Genomic DNA, 17056 nt, shown 5'->3' on the forward strand with positions numbered 1-17056 from the left:
GTTTCAGAACCGTAGGCGTCCGCCCAGGCCGAATACCCGTCCGCGGAGGTCGTGATATTGCGACAGGGTGGCCAGTGCGACGGTGATGCTCGCCTCTGCTAGCAGGGGCGGCGCGGTGTTGGTCAGGTTCTCGACCTTGGCGAAAATCTGCAAGGTCTTGGTGATGTCGTACTGCGCGGAGATGTCGGTATAGACATAGGCCGGGTAGTGGTTGCGGTTCAGGTCGAGCGGACCGAAATTATTGTCGAAGGTGCCCGGGCCGATATAGTTGAACAGGACGCGCAGGTTGAGCGGCCCCTGGTCGTAGGACAATGTGGTCGAGCCGCGCCATTTCGGCACTGCGAAACCGCCCTGCAGCTGGCCGGCCGTATCGACCTGGCCGCTCGCGGTCGTCGAGATCAGGCGATCGACATAGGTGGCCAGCGCACGCGTCGTGAGCTGTCCCTGGAAGAGCTCGAACCGGTAGCTTGCCTCGAAATCGATCCCGCGGGTCTTGAGCCGCTGCGCATTGAACGAGTTCGCGTTGACCTGCGTGATCTCGCCCGATGCATCGCGGATCACGCCCGTGCAGAAGATGCTCTCGCCGCGGCCGCACCGGTCGACGACTTCTTGCTGGCCGGGCGTGACGATCGCATCGCGCAGATTGATATCGTAGAAGTCGGCCGACAGCTGCAGGTTGGGAATGAACGACGGTTGGAGGACGATGCCACCCGTGAAGGTATATGCCGTCTCCGGCCGCAGATTGGGGTTGCCGCCGATTAGAAAATTCACGTTGGCGGTGCGATTGGTCAGATAATCGGTCACCGTGCCAATGCGGATATTGGCCTGTGCGAACAGATCGTTGATCTTCGGTGCGCGGAAATCGCGGGAGTAGGTGCTGCGGAGGCGGATGCTGTCGTTGATCGCGTAGTTCACCCCGGCCTTCCACACCGTGGCGGATCCGACCGTGCTGTAGTCGACGTATCGACCGGCGAAATCGACGTCGAGGCTGCGCGCGAAGCTGGTGTCGCGGGCCAGCGGTATCGAGATTTCGCCGTAACCCTCCTTGACCTCGAGGCTGCCGTAATAGGAGCCGAACGTGCCCTGCCGCCATCCGTTGATGTCGGAGATCGGGTCGGATTTGTTGTCGACCGTATCGCGCCGATATTCCGCACCGACCGCGACCTTCACCGGCCCCGCCCAGGTGTTGAAGAGCTGCCCAGAGGTGTTGGCGTTGAAGATGATGCTGTCGGAACGCGAATCCTGGCGCGACGTGCCGAGCACATACTCGTTCACCGCCGAGGTCACCGCGCCAATCCCGAAGACGTTGGCCGGGACGCAGCCATTGCCCGGGTTGGTCAGCGTGGACCGGCATACCGGCTGGCCATTGGGTCCGATGACCGAGTCCAGCGCCAAGGCCCATTTTGCCTGGTTGCGGTTGTTGCGGCCGAGCGTCAACGATCGCGCATAGGTGTAGCTGTTGCCCAGCTCCCATTTCCAGATATCCGAGAACGATCCGCTCAGTCCGGCGCCGATTCTGATATAGGTGTTGCTGGTCGAATTTTCGTTCCGGCCCTGTTCGGGATTGTAGCGCCCGATCCGGATCGTCGTCAGATTGTTCGCGATCATCGCGTCGCGGATGTTGGTCGGCAGGAACGCATTGTCGCGCCGGATCGTGATGTCGGCGTTGTTCGTGTTGTAGTTGCCGGTGCTCTGCGCGCGCGTGTTGGCGGCGAGCACGTCGACGCGCGCGGTCATGTCGTTGGGGAAGTCATAGGTCAGCCGGCTGAAACCGCTGAACTGCCGCGAGGCGACCTGCAGCGGGGCGAAGTCGGGCTGCGGCATCAGCCCGTCGCCGCCCTGCATCCAGACCGTGCCGACATTGGTGCCCTGCCGGAACAGGCTCTGCGCACCGTTCTCGCCGAACTGGATGTTGCGCAGCGCGCCGGGCGTGGTGATGACGCCGCCGGCGGTCATCTGCGAATAGCGGACGTCCGGCACGATCAGCTGGCGGAATTCGCCGTTTGTCGGGGTGTAGGCGGCGTTGGGTATGAACGTCACGCCGCGGCGACCCCAGGGGCGGGCACCCTGATAGACGATGTCGGGCTGCTCGAAGTAGGAGGCGGCGACCACGAAATGTCCCCGGCCATCATCGAACTTGCCGCCATAGATCCCGCTCAGCGAATATTGGGGAATGTCGCCATACGTGGACATGTTGAACTGGCCGTCGATCTTTCCACCGACGATCTTGTCGTTGAGGACGACGTTGACGACGCCGGTAATCGCGTCGGATCCATAAACCGACGAGGCGCCCGACGTGACGATATCCAGCTGCGACACGAGCGGCGCGGGGATGATGTTGATGTCGAACCCGTTGGCGATCGGGCTGCTGTCGAGCACGCGTTGCCCGTCAATCAGCAACAGGGTGCGGGTGGAGCCAAGCGCACGCATATTGAAGGTCGCGAGACCGAGGTTGCGACCGCTGCCGTTGTTACGGTTGGGACGTAGAGCCGGCACGTCGCGCAGGAGATCGACCACGTTGGTCGCCGCTTTCTGCTCCAGTTGCTTCTCAGTGAAGGTCGTGATTGGGGTCGGCGTCTGGAATGTTGATCGTGGAATGCGGCTGCCAGTGACGATGATGTCTTCGACCGGCGTCCTCTCCGTCCCGTCAACAGGCAAGGTAGCGTTTACTTCGGTTTGGGTTTGCGTGGGTGCAGGTGCGTCAACCTGAGCTTGCACATTCACCGGTTGACACAGTGCGATGGCGCTGACGCCGATCGCAAAAGACGTCAGACGAGCCTTGGTGTCCAATTTCCCTCTCCCCGTGATGCTCTGAGCACCTTTTGATTGTGAGTTATGGATAAATCATATTACCAAGTATAGCAACGGAAGATTATTATTACCTAAGTGCAGGGCCGTGCGTCTGCTTCTGCACGCCTCGCCGTTCCGGAAGGTTGGTCGTCCGCGACGCAATTCCGCTTCAAGAACGCCCGCTCCCTTTGGATGTTGGCCCCGAGCCGCAGGGATCGGGATCGCCGTTTATGAGAAGGGTGCCGATAGGAGAGAGTTAGGGCGCGGAATTGTTGAAAAGCGCGCTTGCTTGGCGGCGCTGGTACCGACGCCTGTAATCGCCGTTGCGCAGACCGCAGCGTCCAACGCAATGTTCGATGTAGTACAGCTGGTTGCCCGGTCGGAAGGGCTGCGTGCTCGATCCGGTCTATAGCGAAAAGGCTTTTGCAGGTCTCATCGCCGCCATCCGAGACGATTCGTGATGCAACGAGGAACCGGTGTTGTTCGTCATGACCGGCGGCTTGCCCGGCCTGTTTGCATACGTGCCGGCGTTCCGGTGCGATCAGTCTCGCTGACCCTTAGACAACGTTGAGCTTCTGACCTGAACGAATGTCCGAACTTCGGAAGCGGTAAGGGCGGGCTGAACGTCCGGTTATGGGTCTTCAAGCATAATAATCGGATACAGCTAAATCTACTTTATGCCACCGGAGTTGGCACGCTTACTAGCGATCTGGCAATGTCCAGGAAGCGTTTAACAAGCGGCGAAGCCGGTCCCTCGCCACGGGCCGTAGCGAGCTCGGCCCTGGCCTCGGTGCCTCGAATTCGGACAAACGCAACACCCGAGGGGCAGTGCCGTGCTGCAGAGGACGGCGCGATCGTGATGCCAAGTCCGCTTTCGACCAGGCTGACGACGGACAACCAAGCGCCTGCTTCCTGAACGATGGCAGGGGAAAACCCGGACCCGATACACATGCCGATGATGGTGTCGTGGAGACCTGGCGAGGCCGCTCGCGGAAACAGAATGAACGGGCTGTCCGCGAGATCGCCCGGCGTTAGCGAGTCGCGTTCACTCAGCGGGTGACCATTGGGAAATACCGCTACGAACGGCTCGCTGTGTAACGACTCGACCACGATGCCACGCGCTTGGAACGGCGCGCGGACGATCGCGGCATCAAGCGCGTCGGCGCGTATCAGGCGGGCGAAGTCGGCCCCGTCGCGATCATCAAGTTGCAAGATAACGTCGGGAAGCTCTGCGCGCATCTTCTGAATAATCGGCGGGAGGATCCCGATGGCGGATGATGCGGCAAAACCTACGCGCAGCGTGCCTGCGTTGCCGTTCGCCGTCCGTATGACGCGTTCGACCGCCTGGTCTCTGCGTGCGATCAAATCTCGCGCGGATCGTAGCAATTCGGCGCCGGCCGGGGTGAGGGAGACGCGACGGCTGGTACGCAGGAGCAGATCGACGCCGAGATCGCGCTCCAGTTTTAGAATCTGCTGGCTGAACGGCGGCTGCGCCATACCGATCCGTGCCGCAGCCCGGCCAAAATGGAGCTCTTCGGCGACCGCGATGAGCAAGCGCATCTGACGTATGTCGATCATGATGTTTCCCGTCTCGATCCGCACTCAACGATATATTGGTAGCGGATGGCATTGGCGAGCTACCCATCACGTATGTTTAATTCATTGACCGTCATCATTGCCGCGCTGTTCTGGGTCAGCGTGGCAGTCGCTCAGGTGCCACAAGAGGACGGCGAGGTCGTTTCCCGGGTCGACCGCGCCCGTCGCGTCGATCGTTGGCCCGAAGCGATCCGTGACAGCCTTGTCGCACCGCGCTGGCTGACTGCGAGCGATCGCCTGGTTTTCTGGGATGCGATCGGACCGGACGCAGGGAGCTGGGTTCTGGTCGATGCTGCTCGGGGGACGCGAACGCCGGTGATCAGCGCGGCGGAACTGCGAGCGCAATTGGCAGCGTTGACCGGCAAAGTGGTCGCGTTGCCGACGCAGATGCCCTTCGTCTTGAGGACGGGGGACCGCGGGTTGCTGTTCCGTTTCGATGACGACAAGTTTGAGATCGACTTCGCTCGACCAACTGTTCGGCAGGTCGGCAACGACAGCATCGACGCGCTTTTGCTCGACGGTGCGATGGCGTCGCCGCAAGGCAGTGAGGTGGCGGTACAACGCGGCGACGGATTTGCAGTGATAGATGCAGGCGGGCGAACTCTGATCGCTCGAACGGGCACGCCGGATCTCGCATGGACATTGCCGGATCAGCCCTGGTCGCCTGACGGCCGACTGGCAGCGTCACGGTAGGCCCGAGACGATCACCACCGACGGACTGCGGTCGTACGGTGCCGCGATGAAGGAACTGGGCAATACCCAAAAGCAGGAGGTCGGACGCTGGGCCAACAACCGGGTTGAAAACAGCCACCTGTCGTTCCGGCGAAGGGAGCGCGCCATGTTGCGTTTCAGGCGAATGACGACCCTGCAGAAGTTCGCCTCGGTCCATGCCAACATCCACAACCACTTCAATCTCGAACGCCACCTCATCGACCGCCAGACCTACAAGGAATGGGGCTCTGCCGCCCTGGCGGAGTGGCAGATCCTCGCGAGCTAGGCCGCTGCGCTCAAAGCCCGGACTGTATCGTATGGAGAGCGGTCCGCGTTAGACGGACAGCACCCCTCCGCGCCATCCTTGCTGGACGCGGTCGCTCGTAATTGACCTGGTTCGCGAATTCGGAGGCGATAAAGGCGAAGAATATTACGATCAGGACCGACGCACCACACGCTGCGGTTTAGAATAATACCTCCGTCGATCAGGTTGCGTAAGTCGTCGACAGATACCAGGCACCCGTGATAGAGTCGGACGAAGGACCCTTTATATTCATGTCGTAGGGAACATACTTAACCGCGATCGCTTTCTTCTTTAAGAATATAGGAGAGAGAAAATGCGGATTTTAACGTCGATAGCAGCTGCAGCCCTGATTATTCCGGGTGTAGCGATGGCACAGACGACCGGCAGCACCACCGGTGGCACGACAAGCGGCGGTATGAGTGGATCAGCCACTGGCACCATGAACGGGGGAGCGTCGACCGGTTCGATGGACCAGACTAATCCAACGACGAGTACATCAGGATCGACCGCAACGACACGCACGCAGCACGGCACGAAGGCCCGTGGCAAGACGCACAGCACAACGTCAGGTACGACGGGTGGCACGATGTCCGGTACGACCGGCAGCACGACTGGTGCGGACACGATGGGCGGTACGACCGACGGCACCGCTGGTTCAATGAGTGGCACGAACCCTGGCGGCACAATGGGTGGCACGACCGGCGGTACGATGGGCTCCACGACAGGGGGAACGCCCGGCACCACTCCGCCGCGCTAATCTCACCCATTTGCTTGAATGAAAGGCCGGGCGAGCGATCGCCCGGCCTTTTCGTATTTGTTCGAGAAAAATCACGGGAAGGGTCGTAACCGACAGCTTCGGCTGCCCTGGATGATACCGTGTCAGGTAGCGGCGCATCAATGCAATGAGACTGCCACCTTGCGTCCCTATGCGTTTGTCCGCGACGCGGATGTCATCAAAACACTACGTATCGAGCGCACCTGCCGTGAAACTCTGAGGAGCTGATCATCATGATCGACCTGTCATATAGACCCCGGTTGGCCGACCTTCGGACGCTCTCACCTCAAAGTCGCGGCTTACTGCCCTTCGAACGCGAAGGAGTAAGGACGTCCGACGCTGGCGCGTTCCAGGGACGGGCAGGTTACGACGCAGATTTTCTCCCCGGCTTTGCCGTGCCTATCCCCGAAACCGGTGTTATTGCCGGGGATGTGCTGCCGGTTACGGGCAGTGAGGATGGCCGCCTTGATTACGAGCATTTCTCGATTCTCATGTCGAAAAGCCGGCGTCTTGCCCTCTTCACCGCTGTCAATATCGATGGAAGCGCCAGCGTGTCGGTACCGCGTGGCGGAGATCCGTGGGCGTTCGACGGCCGCATTCCCGAAGAGGCCCAGGCGGGGGATGAGCTATATGCGGATAACGACTTCGATCGCGGCCATCTTGTGCGGCGCGAAGATCCGAACTGGGGCCCGACCGCCAGCGTAGCCAACCGCGATACCTTTCATTTCACCAACTGCGCGCCCCAACTCTCGGTCTTCAATCAGCGATCATGGCTGAGCCTCGAGGACTATATCCTCGGCAACACGCGCCGGGTCGGCGAACGTGCGACCGTTTTTACGGGGCCGGTCTTCCGGGCTAATGATCCGGTTTACCGCGGCGTCGCTATCCCGCTGGCTTATTGGAAGGTCGTGGCCTTCATCCATGACGATGGCCGTCCATCGGCCTCCGCGTATCTGATCGATCACGATGTCGACCTGGACGCGCAGTTGCTCCTGTTCGGAGCGTTCAAGACCTATCAGCGATCAGTCCTCGCGATAGAAGGCCTGACGAACCTAGACTTTGGGTCGTTGCGGGGATTTGACGGATTCTCGAACGAGGAGAAGGCGACCGGCGACGTTGTCCGGGTGCTAGTTACCGAGGCCGAAGATATTAGGCTGTAACGGCCGCAAATAGCGCTGTCCTACAAGGAACATATGTGGAACATCGGCGGTCGGATCAACAAGGAGAGTCGGACAATGACCGACATGATCGACGGCCCCATGCTCGTAGGTATCGCAGCGCTCATCACCAGCGTCGTCAACATCATTACGGCTGTTCGCACGCGTGATCGGCCAGCGGACCGTTCGCGTGTGCGGACGATCCCGCGGCGTAGAAAGAGAAGAGAGAATCGAAGTTTAGGCGCATGATGCCGGAAAGCCCGAAGGAGCCCGTTATGCGCTGCTGCGTCATTTCTCTTCTGCCCGTACTGACGGGCCTGCCTCTTCTGGCGGGGTGTGCGACAAACGGAATTCAGCTCGAAACCGCGGGGACCGTTCAGGCCCGAGGCCGAGAGGCAGTCCTAGCCACGACGGCCTATTTCGACGCGATAGAGCTGCGCCGTCGGGAGGCTGCTGCAGCGCTGGTCGCAAGCGATCCAAGCTGCCTGCCGGCCACCCCGCTCCGCATCCAGGTGCCTACGGCGCCGACCGTCCCGCCCGCACCTCTATGCCTTGCGAACGAGGCACCCGCCCTTGGCTATACGGCGTTCGAAATCGACATCGGGAGCAGTCCACGCGCAGTACTGGAGCCGCGTGTTGCCCTGCTCGCCGCGATTAGCGGATACGCTGATGCTTTGGCGGCGATTCTCGATGCTCCTAAGACCGACGTATCCGTCGAGATCACTGCGTTTGCCGATCAGGCCGACCGGCTGGCCCGGTTCACGAACTTTGTCGCCGGCACCGACCTGCCAAACGTCAACGCCGCTGTCGGCAGCGAACAAGGGCAGAGCGTCGTCGCGCTGATCGCGTTTGCCAACGACCTCGCGCGCGAAGCCCGGCAAACCCGCGATGTACGTGCATTGGTTGTCGAACGCGGCACCGTCGTCGATCGCGCACTGACATCGCTGTCTGTCCAGGTCACGACCTGGGGCATGGGGGCGGCGCGCAACGCCGACGATCTCTACGGTAACGCGCTGTTCCGAACCTACCTTCGCAATCGCACCAGTCTGACGGCCGAACAGCGCGAGCAGCTTGCCGCCCGTGTTTTCGCCGCCCGCGAGGCCGCGAAGCAGGGACCCGTACGGGCGGCCGAGGTGGCAGACGCGATTGATCTCACCGCAAAAGCCCAGGCCGGGCTGCGGGATGCGTTGGCAGGTCGCTTATCATCGCAGCAGCGCCGCGCCGCGGCTCGACTGAACATCGATCGCATCACCCGCGCGCTCGGACTGATCGCGTCGATCGCCACCCCCGCCTGAGGAGGATCCAATGACCACCTTTACCCAGGCCGTGGAGGCTGCAGATGCGCTTATCGATCAGCTTCAGGAATTGACCGAGAACCCCCGCTATCTCCCGCGCTTCTTCGATACGATGTTCGGGTTACGCACGGCGCTCGGCAACGAACGCGATCGGTTCGTTTCGTTGCACAGCCCCGAGGCCGAGGACCGATCGGCGTTCGCCACGATCCTGGATCGCTGCGAACAGGCGACGGCGATCGGGGCCGCACTAACACCGGGCGATGCCGAGGTGTCGCGGTATGCGGCAGCCGTACAGCGCGCGATTGCAGCATTTGCCAATGATGGGGTGGCGTCCGCTCGGCCAGCCCTGCGCGGCGCGCTGCGCCTTCGACGAGCATCAACGCCGTCGGTCAGACCCGGGCGCCGGCCTGATCCAACCCCTGAGCCATATTACACCAGCTTGGTGAAGCTATTCCCTGTCGAGGCGGTAACGCTTTACCCCCTCGCCATAGGCATCGCGGGCACCGACATCGTCATTCGATTGATCCTGATCGTCATCATTACGCTGTTCGTCATCGCGCTGCGATGGTTCGGGACGCAGGAGGAGAGTGGCGGAGATGCCGATGTGCTGGCGATCGGCGTGTCAGTAATTTCGTTCGAGCTCTACGCGGCCTCGTTGGGCGGCTTTGGCTACCTCCCGGGCGGCCCTGCACAGACGAGCCAGTTCCTCGCTTTCATCACGATCATGTGGGTCGCGCTCGTACCGTTCGCACTCCGCCACTCTCGCCACTAATTCCCAAGGAGACACGATCATGTGCATGTCCACGCACCGGCATTCGCTTCACTGCATCCTGCCACCCTACATCCTCTCCAAGATCGCCGAGAACGGCACACCTGCGCTGCGCGCCATCGCGATGCACAGCCTGATGATCGACCCGACCATCCGGATCGTGCGGGCCAGTACGGCGGGGCCCGTCACCGGAGACCTCGCCCGACGGCGATCGGCTGCGGGCAACATTATTGTGCCCAGTCCATTGCGCACGATCCGAGACGCCGGGGGCGAACCTGAAGCGCCTGGTTCTGTAGTCGTGCGGCGTGAAGGGGAGGGACCAACGGGCGATATCGCGGTCGACGAGGCGTATGATGGCTTGGGTGCAACGTTCGCGCTGTTCTGGGAGGCCTATCAGCGCAACTCGATTGATGATGCCGGGCTGCCGCTCGATGCCACGGTTCATTACGACCAGGACTATGACAACGCCTTCTGGGACGGCACCCAGATGGTGTTCGGCGATGGCGATGGCGAGCTGTTCAACCGCTTCACGATCGCGCTCGATGTCATTGGTCACGAGCTCACCCACGGCGTTACCGAGAAGGAGGCAGGGCTCACTTACTTCAACCAGTCGGGCGCGCTTAACGAGAGCATCTCCGACGTGTTCGGCAGCCTGGTGAAGCAGAAGCTGCTGGGCCAGACGGCTGATCAAGCGGATTGGCTCATTGGTGCCGGACTGCTGACTTCGGCGGTCAACGGCGTCGCGCTGCGGTCGATGAAGGAGCCCGGCACGGCCTATGACGATCCAGTCCTCGGCAAGGATCCGCAGCCCGGCCACATGGACGATTTTGTCCGCACCAATCAGGACAATGGCGGGGTTCACATCAACTCTGGCATCCCCAACCGAGCCTTCTATCTGGCCGCAACGGCGATCGGTGGAAACGCATGGGACCGCGCCGGTCGCATATGGTATAGTGCGCTGCTGGACCCTAGTACGCGGGCCAACACGGACTTCGCCGGCTTTGCCCGCGTCACCATCGACGTCGCGGGGCGTTTGCACGGCACAGACAGCGCCGAGACGACAGCCGTCGCCGAGGCATGGACAGCGGTTGGAGTGATCTGATGCAGATGGGCAAGGCTTGCGACGAGACCGTGACGGGCGAAGCCCGGGTTCGGATCGAGGGGGGCCTCGCCCATTTTCCCGGTCGTGCGAGGGAGCAGACCATTTCGTTCGGCGACCTTGCCATACCGGAGCGTCAGGAACTCACCAGCCTTGCCGACCAAGCTGACTTCTTTGGTTGTGAGCCATCGACCGAGGTCGCGAGGCCGGACGCGCGCACGTATACGGTTGGCCTGACGATTGACGGACGAAGCCGCGAGGTGCGCATCGCGGAGCCGATCCGTGACCCCGCAATGGCGAAGCTCGTTTCCGTCGTTCGCCGCCTGAGCAACCAGCACGCAGTCGCACGCTGACGGTCTAGTCAAATCCCGCGCTTACTGATCCTTTTCGGCGCGCTTGCGGTCGGCCTTGCGCGCCCGGCTAACGGCCGCTGCGTGTTCGCGAGCTCGCTTCTCCGACGGTTTCTCGAAATGACGGCGCAGCCTCAACTCGCGGTACACACCTTCGCGTTGCAGCTTCTTTTTCAGAACGCGAAGAGCCTGGTCTACGTTGTTGTCGCGGACGATTACCTGCATGAAACCGGACTTTCGAGAATGCGTCGATGATAAGACGGCCATGCCTATAAGCCCTGCGGGCATGTGCCAAGTGCGTGATCGGATTGTAGCCTTTGAGCGCAGTCACGGCAAATGAACGTGACCAAATCTGCCCCATGCTGGAACAGTTTCTACGCTGAGGTCCGCCGGGATTGACACAATTGCAGCAGGTTGGAGAAGATCGCATGACCAACTCCAACATACCTGCCTATCGTGTTCAACTGCTACCGGCGCCGATGGTAATCAGCGCTGATGGCCTCCCAGTCGCCAATTCCCATGTGGTCGAGATCGTATTTCCAGGGGACACGATCGATACGACGCTGGGGAAGGTGAACACGATCGTCGGCCCGGGAACTGCCAAGATCATCGTGGATGATGCGACGTACCGCGGGATCAGCCTTTGCTGAGTTTGCGTGCTGTGTAGCCTTCGGGCAGGGGAGCCTGCCAACAAAGGAAGCAGTGATACATGGCGAACCGACTCACGATTGATCAAGACAGCCTGGTCGACAACGACCGCGAAAAGCAGGTCGAGTTTACCGCCGAAATCGATAGCGACGACCGCGATTTTGCCGTGAAATACGCCGTTTTGCGTGAGGTGAGCGGCGACGAACCAGACAATGACGCCCTGGAACTGTTCGAACGGTTCAGCGACGAAATTCTCGATATCTGCACCGATCTTGCCGAGCTTCGGCCAACAGCCAATCTGATAACAGTGACAGAAAGCGACCTCGAGTAGCGGGAGCTCGGAGGCGCCCTTCGAAGCGTGCCGCTTAAGGCAGCAGTCAGGTCAGGGTTGGCATCTTGAAGGCTCATTGAGGATACCAACTTCGGCATGTTTTTTAGTCAAAGCCGCTGTCACGCAAGAAAGCCCGGGTCTCGCGGCCGGTGTAACAGCTGAAGTTTTCCGTAAGCCGTCCGAGGAGCCGCCGTTGTAGGCACGAGGATGAACGAACCAGCACATGATCCTTTCCGCCCCGCGTAGGCTTCTGCCGAACCGCGGGGCGGGACTTGACTACGTCAGTATGGTTGGCGCGATCTTTACCCTATCGCAGCCGCGACGCCCGCTCCGTTCGAGCCGGCCAAGCTGTAGACGAAATACTCTACGCCGTTCCGGATGGTTGACCCATCGAACTCCAGCGAGCGCACGTTTCCATCGTTTATCAGGATATTTGTACCGTCGGCCAAGTCCACGGTGCGATTACGACCGAAGGCGATTATTCCATCACTGTTCCCGTCGGTGATCGCGCTCGTCGTGATGATCAGGTCGTCCATTCCGAAGTTGGCAATCCGGTCATTGCCGAAGTCCAAGCCCAGCGCAGTGTCGAAGAAAAACTGCTGCGCGCCGCCACTACCATTCAGGGTGTCATTGGCGAGCGTTCCTTCTTTGGCACCCATCGGTCTGGTCGTGGCATCGGCATAGGCAAAGCTGCCGTCTGATAGTTGCCCTAGGAAGCGCAGTCCCGACATCGGATCGATTCCGGTGAACGCCACCGTATCGCCGACGCCCAGATCGAGCAGTTTGTTGCCGTCGAACTGGATAATGCCGTCACCATTGCCGTCGCGTAACCGACCGTCTGACACGAAGATATCTGTCTTCATGAAATCCAAAATCGTATCGTCTCCTGTGTTCGCCGCCAGCGCATACGCGAAGCGATCCACGCCGGCTCCGCCGATAAACTGATCGTCGCCCGCGCCGCCCTCCAGGCGATCGTTACCTGCGCCACCGACCAGGAAATCGTCGGCAGTGCCACCGCTTATCGTATCGTTCCCCATCCCTGCGTTGATGTAATAGGCGCGAGTCTGCTGCACCGCCGTCAAGGTGTCGGCATCGGCTGTACCAAGCGTCGCCACCTCAAATTGATCGCCACGTTGGACGCCGCTCACCAGATCGCGAACATCGAAGGTCACGCCCGCACCTCCGACGAAGGTTATGCCCTCGTCGTCGTATCGACTCACCGGCCCTACGAGCACGTCACTGCCGTTTTCCGCCTGCAATCGCACCGCGAGACCGCCGTCTTGATTGGCCATCGTGTTGCTGTCGTTTGCAATGCCGTTTCCGGCCTGCGCCGAGGTGAAGCTCAGTCGTACCTGGCCTGGCGTCGTGCTGTTTACGTTGACGACGTCCGAGTCGCTACCTAAATCGACGCTATCGGCGCCATCGGTGACCACGTTGACGGTCGCGATGTCGTTGCCGGATCCACCATACAGAGTGTCGTTTCCGCCGCCACCGATAAAGCTATCGTTGCCAGCATTGCCCTCAAGCCTATCGTTTCCACCGCCCCCAACGAGGAAGTCGTTGGCCTGGCCGGCGGTGACGAGATCGTCGCCCATGCCCGCATTATAATAGAAGCTCTGACCCGCACGAGATGGTGGGAAAAACGTGAGTGCATCTGCCCCGCTTGTGCCGAGCACAACGCCTTCGAACGCATCGCCGCGGGCGACGCCGGACACCAAATCGCGGACATCGAAGGTGATGCCTTGAGTTCCAGCGATGAAAGTCGTTCCCTCGTCGTCATACCGTGAAACGGGACCCGTCGGGTTGCCGCCACCATCCTCTGCCTGGATGCGCACAGCCAAGCCACCGTCTTGGTTTGCCATCGTGTTGCTGTCGTTCGCATTGCCGTTGCCAACTTCTGAAGAGGTGAAGGTGACACGGACGTTGCCGGTCGCGCCGTTAAAGCGGACCGTGTCGTTTCCCAAGCCCAGATCAACGGTGTCACGACCATCGTTCGCCAAATCGACTCCGACCGTATCGTCGCCATCGCCGCCGGTAACGAGATCATTGCCTGCGCCACCACCGATCGTATCATTTCCGCCGCCGGTGGAGATGATGTCATCGCCGCTGCCGCCGAACACCCCGTCATCGGCCGAACCGGTCGTCAAAACATCGGCCCCAGTACCACCTGTCAGCTGCGCTTGAACATTGCCCGTGTTCACGACGTTGTCCCAGCTATCGGACAGGAAGAAGTTGACGGACTCGAAGCCGGTGATGGAAGTACCGTCAGACGCAGTGCCGGTGCCAGCCGAGTTCAGCATGAGTTGTATCGCGGAAGCCGAACCTGCAACCGGACCATTAAAATTAAAGTTGAGGAGCAAGAAATCGGTTCCGGCGCCGCCATCGAGCTGATCCAGTCTGCCGCCGGTGACGAGGTCGTTGCCCTCACCAGCATCGACGACGTCACGCTGTGGACTGATCGAAGGTCCAAAGATATTTGCCGGGCGATCTACCGAGTCGATAGTGTCGCTGCCGCCTAATCCGTTAATGACATCCTCGTCTTCAGTGCCAGTCAGGAAATTGTCACCGCCGTCACCGTTCACAGTAGCCATCTCGGTTCTCCCAGAGCCTCAGCGTTCTTCCGCCCGTGCGGGTCACGGTTTGATCACGCTAACAAAAGATACGTGTCGTCAAGATCACCGGATGCGGGATAGTAAAAATTTAGTTAACCAGATTTCGCAAGGCTTTTACGGAGCCTCCCGCCACAAAATCGGCATAGTAGACAGTTGGTATCAACAGCTTTACTGAGGCGAGGGTAACGAAGCCAAGGTAGGATTCTGCGGTTTTGTCATGGAGGGTCGCGACGCGCCGCCAGGTCTTGAGCTTGCCGAACAGGCGCTCGACGAGATTGCGTCAGCGGTACTTCCGCGGGTGTTGCGGAATGGGCGTGCTACGGTTGTTCTTGGCAGGGATGACCGCCTCGACATCGGCCTTGGCGAGCGTCTCGCGGATGGAGTCTGCATCATAACCCCTGTCCGCGAGCGGAGCTTTGACCCACTCGGCCAACATCCTAAACAACTGCCCGAAACCTCGCACGTCATGGGCCTTGCCGGGTGTCCGGACCAAGCAGAGCGGCCGCCCCTGTCCTTCGTACCGCGCATACCTGCTGTCGCAAAACGAGCGACATTCAAAGCGTCAATTGCTGCGCTCAGCGACGACGACCCGCTCGATCTCGCGGACATTTTTAGAACGGACCCTAGCCAATGATCACCACCACCAGTTGCTCGCTGGTCCCGTCCTTGAAGTGCACAAGTACGCGATCGGGCAGGACATCGACTCACATCTTCAGGACGCGTCCGCGCTTGCTGCGGACCTGAACGATCACGTCAGGGCCAAGGTCGTGCTCGAACACGGCAACGTCCTTCGTTTGATCCGCGGTGATCGTGTGGACGACCTTACGAACCGTCATATGTCGAGGTTACGCCGCGCGATCTCGCCGAGCAGCGCGTTGGCCTCGGTTCTCTCTGGCGATCTGTCCGTCTCTTGATACGCTTCAAGCAAGCTCTGATTGTCCAGGAACTCGATCACGTCCTCCAGGGGCTCCTTACTCATGGCGCACGACTATGCGTGACGAGCGAGTCGGGCCAGTATATCTGCGCGACGGACCGGAACGACGCACGCCTGATGCTCATGCGCCGTTCCTAACCGCTGTCAAATCCCAGATGATTATAGGCGGCTTGGTCGGCACTTACCGGAACCGGCGATTAAATCTAGCACAGTCCGAGCGGAGGTCGATTGGCGGCGACATGAATCGGCAATTCCCGTGAATAACGATCAATAATAACTGACTCGTTTGATCACAGCGCGGACATTCATTCCGAAATTAGTAATGACGTGGTCGTCCTGGCGCAGACGAACCAGTTTCGCAGTGAGCAACTCGCTGGCTGCTTGGGCTGTCAGATCATAAATAACCCAACAGCTTCCGTCGAAACGCCCCCTCTGTAAAAACTCTCCCGCTTCATCGGAAAGCGTATTGGCGGCGATTTGAGTTTTATATATCGGCTTCCTCATTGAGGGGCGGCGCCGGTGATCGCGTCTACCGCATTCGCGACCCGGCGCCAGTCTTCGACCACCGCCCGATTCCCTAGTGCATCGCATATTTGGTCAATGACATAGTCGGTCGCTCCGTCGCCATGTTGGGCGAGGATTGCACCCGCCTGTATCCAGACCTCTCGATCGTCCATGGGACCAGCGCGCGCCATCAGATGTTCAGGTTGCGCCGCTCGATCTCGGCGAGCAGAGAGTCCGCTTCCAAGTCACCAGGGACTCCCCCAGTCTCTTGGTATGCTTGGATCAGATCGGTGTCCGAAGCTCGAGCGATCGCAGTGGCAATGTCGTGCTGTAGCTCAACGGTTCCCAATGCCGCCATAGGGTCGACCCCTAGGTTTGAAACCGACATATCGAGCATTGGGGTCGGCATAAGTGCCAATGCATCCTGTGCGGCCAATAGGCGCCGAACTTCGGCCAGGAGGGGTGAAGCGGTTTCGGGCTGGCTCATGGCCCGAGCCTATGCCCGGTTAGCCGATTCGGGCAACTGTTCCCACACGTTCGCCATCGGGCATGCTTCGGTCAACTCGTCGATGCCAAAGAGGCAGTATTTCGATCTGAACGGGCAGCCTTGTCGGTTCCTGTCGGAAGCGCCGCACGATAACCGCCTCTGCATTTAACGAATGGCCTCCTTCGAAAGTTACTCGTCGGGCGGGCAAAACGTAAGTAGGCGGCTCGTAATCAAATGTTGAGGTCGGTCGGCTATTGCCGGACGATGGCGAGCCAATCTTCAAATCCCGAGTATCCATCTTGGTTAGCGGCAGACGAACGCAAAGCCGTCCGCATCCCTGTGGACTGGCCTGCGACAGTCGCGGCGGACAAGTTTGGCGTAGAGGCTGTCCGGATTACCAACTGCACACGATTAGGGTGCCGAATCGAAACCTGGTTGGCAGTGACAGTCGGGACATTCGTGCATGTCGCCGTCCCGAATTTTGCCGACGTACCCGGTTGGGTCGCCTGGAGCAGTCCGGAAGCGATCGGGGTCGACTTCGCCCATCCGCTTCCGAACCGCGTTCTCGAGTATATTATCGAGCAAAACGTCGCGATCTGACGAAGCACGACAACACTAGACTGCAATCACGATGCCCGCAGAGTCCCACTCCGGGATTTGTCCGGACTGTTCCCCTTGCGTACTCTACCGGCAT

General features: G+C 60.3%; 18 protein-coding genes and 2 pseudogenes. 12 read left to right on the forward strand and 8 right to left on the reverse strand.

The genetic code is table 11. The features are described 5' to 3' along the window. Window positions 1-3: 3 nt before the first annotated feature. Together U1737_RS09520 and U1737_RS09525 are read right to left on the reverse strand one after the other, a co-directional pair. Window positions 4-2658 carry a TonB-dependent receptor plug domain-containing protein gene (locus U1737_RS09520; RefSeq protein WP_332796597.1) on the reverse strand — a complete coding sequence of 885 codons (2655 nt, stop codon included), beginning with the start codon at window positions 2656-2658 and terminating at the stop codon, window positions 4-6. Window positions 2659-3465: 807 nt separating this feature from the next. Continuing rightward, window positions 3466-4368 carry a LysR family transcriptional regulator gene (locus tag U1737_RS09525; protein ID WP_332796598.1) on the reverse strand — a complete coding sequence of 301 codons (903 nt, stop codon included), beginning with the start codon at window positions 4366-4368 and terminating at the stop codon, window positions 3466-3468. A gap of 45 nt (window positions 4369-4413) precedes the next feature. On the opposite strand from U1737_RS09525, the gene U1737_RS09530 reads away from it, so the two are divergent. From U1737_RS09530 to U1737_RS09570, 9 genes and pseudogenes are all read left to right on the forward strand, one after another. Next, a complete protein-coding gene (locus U1737_RS09530) occupies window positions 4414-5079 on the forward strand; it encodes a hypothetical protein (RefSeq protein ID WP_332796599.1) in 666 nt (221 codons plus the stop codon). Continuing rightward, window positions 5066-5383, forward strand: a pseudogene (locus U1737_RS09535) (DDE-type integrase/transposase/recombinase); the annotation flags it as partial. The gene U1737_RS09530 and the pseudogene U1737_RS09535, both read left to right, overlap by 14 nt. A 331-nt stretch (window positions 5384-5714) precedes the next feature. Further along, window positions 5715-6158, forward strand: coding sequence for a hypothetical protein (locus U1737_RS09540; protein WP_332796601.1), 444 nt, complete (start codon window positions 5715-5717; stop codon window positions 6156-6158). A 251-nt stretch (window positions 6159-6409) separates the two neighbouring features. After that, the gene (locus tag U1737_RS09545) at window positions 6410-7336 is read left to right on the forward strand and encodes a DNA/RNA non-specific endonuclease (RefSeq protein ID WP_332796602.1); all 927 of its coding nucleotides are present in this window, start codon (window positions 6410-6412) and stop codon (window positions 7334-7336) included. 75 nt (window positions 7337-7411) lie between these two features. Next, window positions 7412-7582 carry a hypothetical protein gene (locus tag U1737_RS09550; protein ID WP_307090327.1) on the forward strand — a complete coding sequence of 57 codons (171 nt, stop codon included), beginning with the start codon at window positions 7412-7414 and terminating at the stop codon, window positions 7580-7582. Continuing rightward, window positions 7579-8628, forward strand: coding sequence for a hypothetical protein (locus U1737_RS09555; protein WP_332796603.1), 1050 nt, complete (start codon window positions 7579-7581; stop codon window positions 8626-8628). Before U1737_RS09550 ends, U1737_RS09555 begins: the two co-directional genes overlap by 4 nt. Window positions 8629-8638: 10 nt before the next feature. Next, on the forward strand, window positions 8639-9400 hold the full coding sequence (locus U1737_RS09560; RefSeq protein ID WP_332796604.1) for a hypothetical protein: 762 nt from the start codon (window positions 8639-8641) through the stop codon (window positions 9398-9400). A gap of 19 nt (window positions 9401-9419) precedes the next feature. Next, window positions 9420-10499, forward strand: a complete 1080-nt coding sequence (locus U1737_RS09565; RefSeq protein ID WP_332796605.1) for a M4 family metallopeptidase — start codon at window positions 9420-9422, stop codon at window positions 10497-10499. After that, window positions 10499-10849 (forward strand): protealysin inhibitor emfourin, encoded by a 351-nt coding sequence (locus U1737_RS09570; protein ID WP_332796606.1) that lies wholly within the window; start codon window positions 10499-10501, stop codon window positions 10847-10849. Before U1737_RS09565 ends, U1737_RS09570 begins: the two co-directional genes overlap by 1 nt. 21 nt (window positions 10850-10870) lie before the next feature. Here the strand turns inward: U1737_RS09570 and rpsU are convergent, their stop codons facing one another. Continuing rightward, a complete protein-coding gene (gene rpsU / locus U1737_RS09575) occupies window positions 10871-11071 on the reverse strand; it encodes a 30S ribosomal protein S21 (RefSeq protein WP_332796607.1) in 201 nt (66 codons plus the stop codon). Window positions 11072-11274: 203 nt separating this feature from the next. Here rpsU and U1737_RS09580 point away from each other — a divergent pair, with 203 nt between their 5' ends. Then, window positions 11275-11496, forward strand: a complete 222-nt coding sequence (locus tag U1737_RS09580) for a hypothetical protein (protein ID WP_332796608.1) — start codon at window positions 11275-11277, stop codon at window positions 11494-11496. Window positions 11497-11555: 59 nt separating this feature from the next. Beyond that, window positions 11556-11825 carry a DUF1488 family protein gene (locus tag U1737_RS09585; RefSeq protein WP_332796609.1) on the forward strand — a complete coding sequence of 90 codons (270 nt, stop codon included), beginning with the start codon at window positions 11556-11558 and terminating at the stop codon, window positions 11823-11825. Between the two features lie 302 nt (window positions 11826-12127). Here U1737_RS09585 and U1737_RS09590 read toward each other — a convergent pair whose 3' ends face one another. From U1737_RS09590 to U1737_RS09605, 5 genes and pseudogenes are all read right to left on the reverse strand, one after another. Then, the gene (locus tag U1737_RS09590) at window positions 12128-14416 is read right to left on the reverse strand and encodes a beta strand repeat-containing protein (protein WP_332796610.1); all 2289 of its coding nucleotides are present in this window, start codon (window positions 14414-14416) and stop codon (window positions 12128-12130) included. A 301-nt stretch (window positions 14417-14717) separates the two neighbouring features. Next, window positions 14718-14942, reverse strand: a pseudogene (locus tag U1737_RS20710) (transposase); the annotation flags it as partial. A gap of 199 nt (window positions 14943-15141) precedes the next feature. Next, entirely contained in the window at window positions 15142-15273 is a 132-nt protein-coding gene (locus U1737_RS09595; protein ID WP_332796611.1) for a hypothetical protein, read from the reverse strand. Then, window positions 15270-15416 carry a hypothetical protein gene (locus U1737_RS09600; protein WP_332796612.1) on the reverse strand — a complete coding sequence of 49 codons (147 nt, stop codon included), beginning with the start codon at window positions 15414-15416 and terminating at the stop codon, window positions 15270-15272. Before U1737_RS09600 ends, U1737_RS09595 begins: the two co-directional genes overlap by 4 nt. A gap of 649 nt (window positions 15417-16065) precedes the next feature. Then, window positions 16066-16362 carry a hypothetical protein gene (locus U1737_RS09605; RefSeq protein WP_332796613.1) on the reverse strand — a complete coding sequence of 99 codons (297 nt, stop codon included), beginning with the start codon at window positions 16360-16362 and terminating at the stop codon, window positions 16066-16068. Window positions 16363-16626: 264 nt separating this feature from the next. Between U1737_RS09605 and U1737_RS20715 the strand changes: the two genes are divergently transcribed. Next, on the forward strand, window positions 16627-16962 hold the full coding sequence (locus tag U1737_RS20715) for a PilZ domain-containing protein (RefSeq protein ID WP_443027109.1): 336 nt from the start codon (window positions 16627-16629) through the stop codon (window positions 16960-16962). Window positions 16963-17056: the final 94 nt, after the last annotated feature.

Origin of the sequence: Sphingomonas fucosidasi (assembly GCF_036663855.1) — a bacterium.
In the GTDB taxonomy this organism is placed as follows: Bacteria; Pseudomonadota; Alphaproteobacteria; order Sphingomonadales; family Sphingomonadaceae; genus Sphingomonas; species Sphingomonas faeni_B.

What these genes read in the sequence shown, in the direction of transcription:
- U1737_RS09525 (WP_332796598.1), bottom strand. Translation starts at nt 4,368, where the DNA reads ATGATCGACATACGTCAGATGCGCTTGCTCATCGCGGTCGCCGAAGAG.
- U1737_RS09530 (WP_332796599.1), top strand. Translation starts at nt 4,414, where the DNA reads ATGGCATTGGCGAGCTACCCATCACGTATGTTTAATTCATTGACCGTC.
- U1737_RS09540 (WP_332796601.1), top strand. Translation starts at nt 5,715, where the DNA reads ATGCGGATTTTAACGTCGATAGCAGCTGCAGCCCTGATTATTCCGGGT.
- U1737_RS09545 (WP_332796602.1), top strand. Translation starts at nt 6,410, where the DNA reads ATGATCGACCTGTCATATAGACCCCGGTTGGCCGACCTTCGGACGCTC.
- U1737_RS09550 (WP_307090327.1), top strand. Translation starts at nt 7,412, where the DNA reads ATGACCGACATGATCGACGGCCCCATGCTCGTAGGTATCGCAGCGCTC.
- U1737_RS09555 (WP_332796603.1), top strand. Translation starts at nt 7,579, where the DNA reads ATGATGCCGGAAAGCCCGAAGGAGCCCGTTATGCGCTGCTGCGTCATT.
- U1737_RS09560 (WP_332796604.1), top strand. Translation starts at nt 8,639, where the DNA reads ATGACCACCTTTACCCAGGCCGTGGAGGCTGCAGATGCGCTTATCGAT.
- U1737_RS09565 (WP_332796605.1), top strand. Translation starts at nt 9,420, where the DNA reads ATGTGCATGTCCACGCACCGGCATTCGCTTCACTGCATCCTGCCACCC.
- U1737_RS09570 (WP_332796606.1), top strand. Translation starts at nt 10,499, where the DNA reads ATGCAGATGGGCAAGGCTTGCGACGAGACCGTGACGGGCGAAGCCCGG.
- rpsU (WP_332796607.1), bottom strand. Translation starts at nt 11,071, where the DNA reads ATGCAGGTAATCGTCCGCGACAACAACGTAGACCAGGCTCTTCGCGTT.
- U1737_RS09580 (WP_332796608.1), top strand. Translation starts at nt 11,275, where the DNA reads ATGACCAACTCCAACATACCTGCCTATCGTGTTCAACTGCTACCGGCG.
- U1737_RS09585 (WP_332796609.1), top strand. Translation starts at nt 11,556, where the DNA reads ATGGCGAACCGACTCACGATTGATCAAGACAGCCTGGTCGACAACGAC.
- U1737_RS09590 (WP_332796610.1), bottom strand. Translation starts at nt 14,416, where the DNA reads ATGGCTACTGTGAACGGTGACGGCGGTGACAATTTCCTGACTGGCACT.
- U1737_RS09595 (WP_332796611.1), bottom strand. Translation starts at nt 15,273, where the DNA reads ATGACGGTTCGTAAGGTCGTCCACACGATCACCGCGGATCAAACGAAG.
- U1737_RS09600 (WP_332796612.1), bottom strand. Translation starts at nt 15,416, where the DNA reads ATGAGTAAGGAGCCCCTGGAGGACGTGATCGAGTTCCTGGACAATCAG.
- U1737_RS09605 (WP_332796613.1), bottom strand. Translation starts at nt 16,362, where the DNA reads ATGAGCCAGCCCGAAACCGCTTCACCCCTCCTGGCCGAAGTTCGGCGC.
- U1737_RS20715 (WP_443027109.1), top strand. Translation starts at nt 16,627, where the DNA reads ATGGCGAGCCAATCTTCAAATCCCGAGTATCCATCTTGGTTAGCGGCA.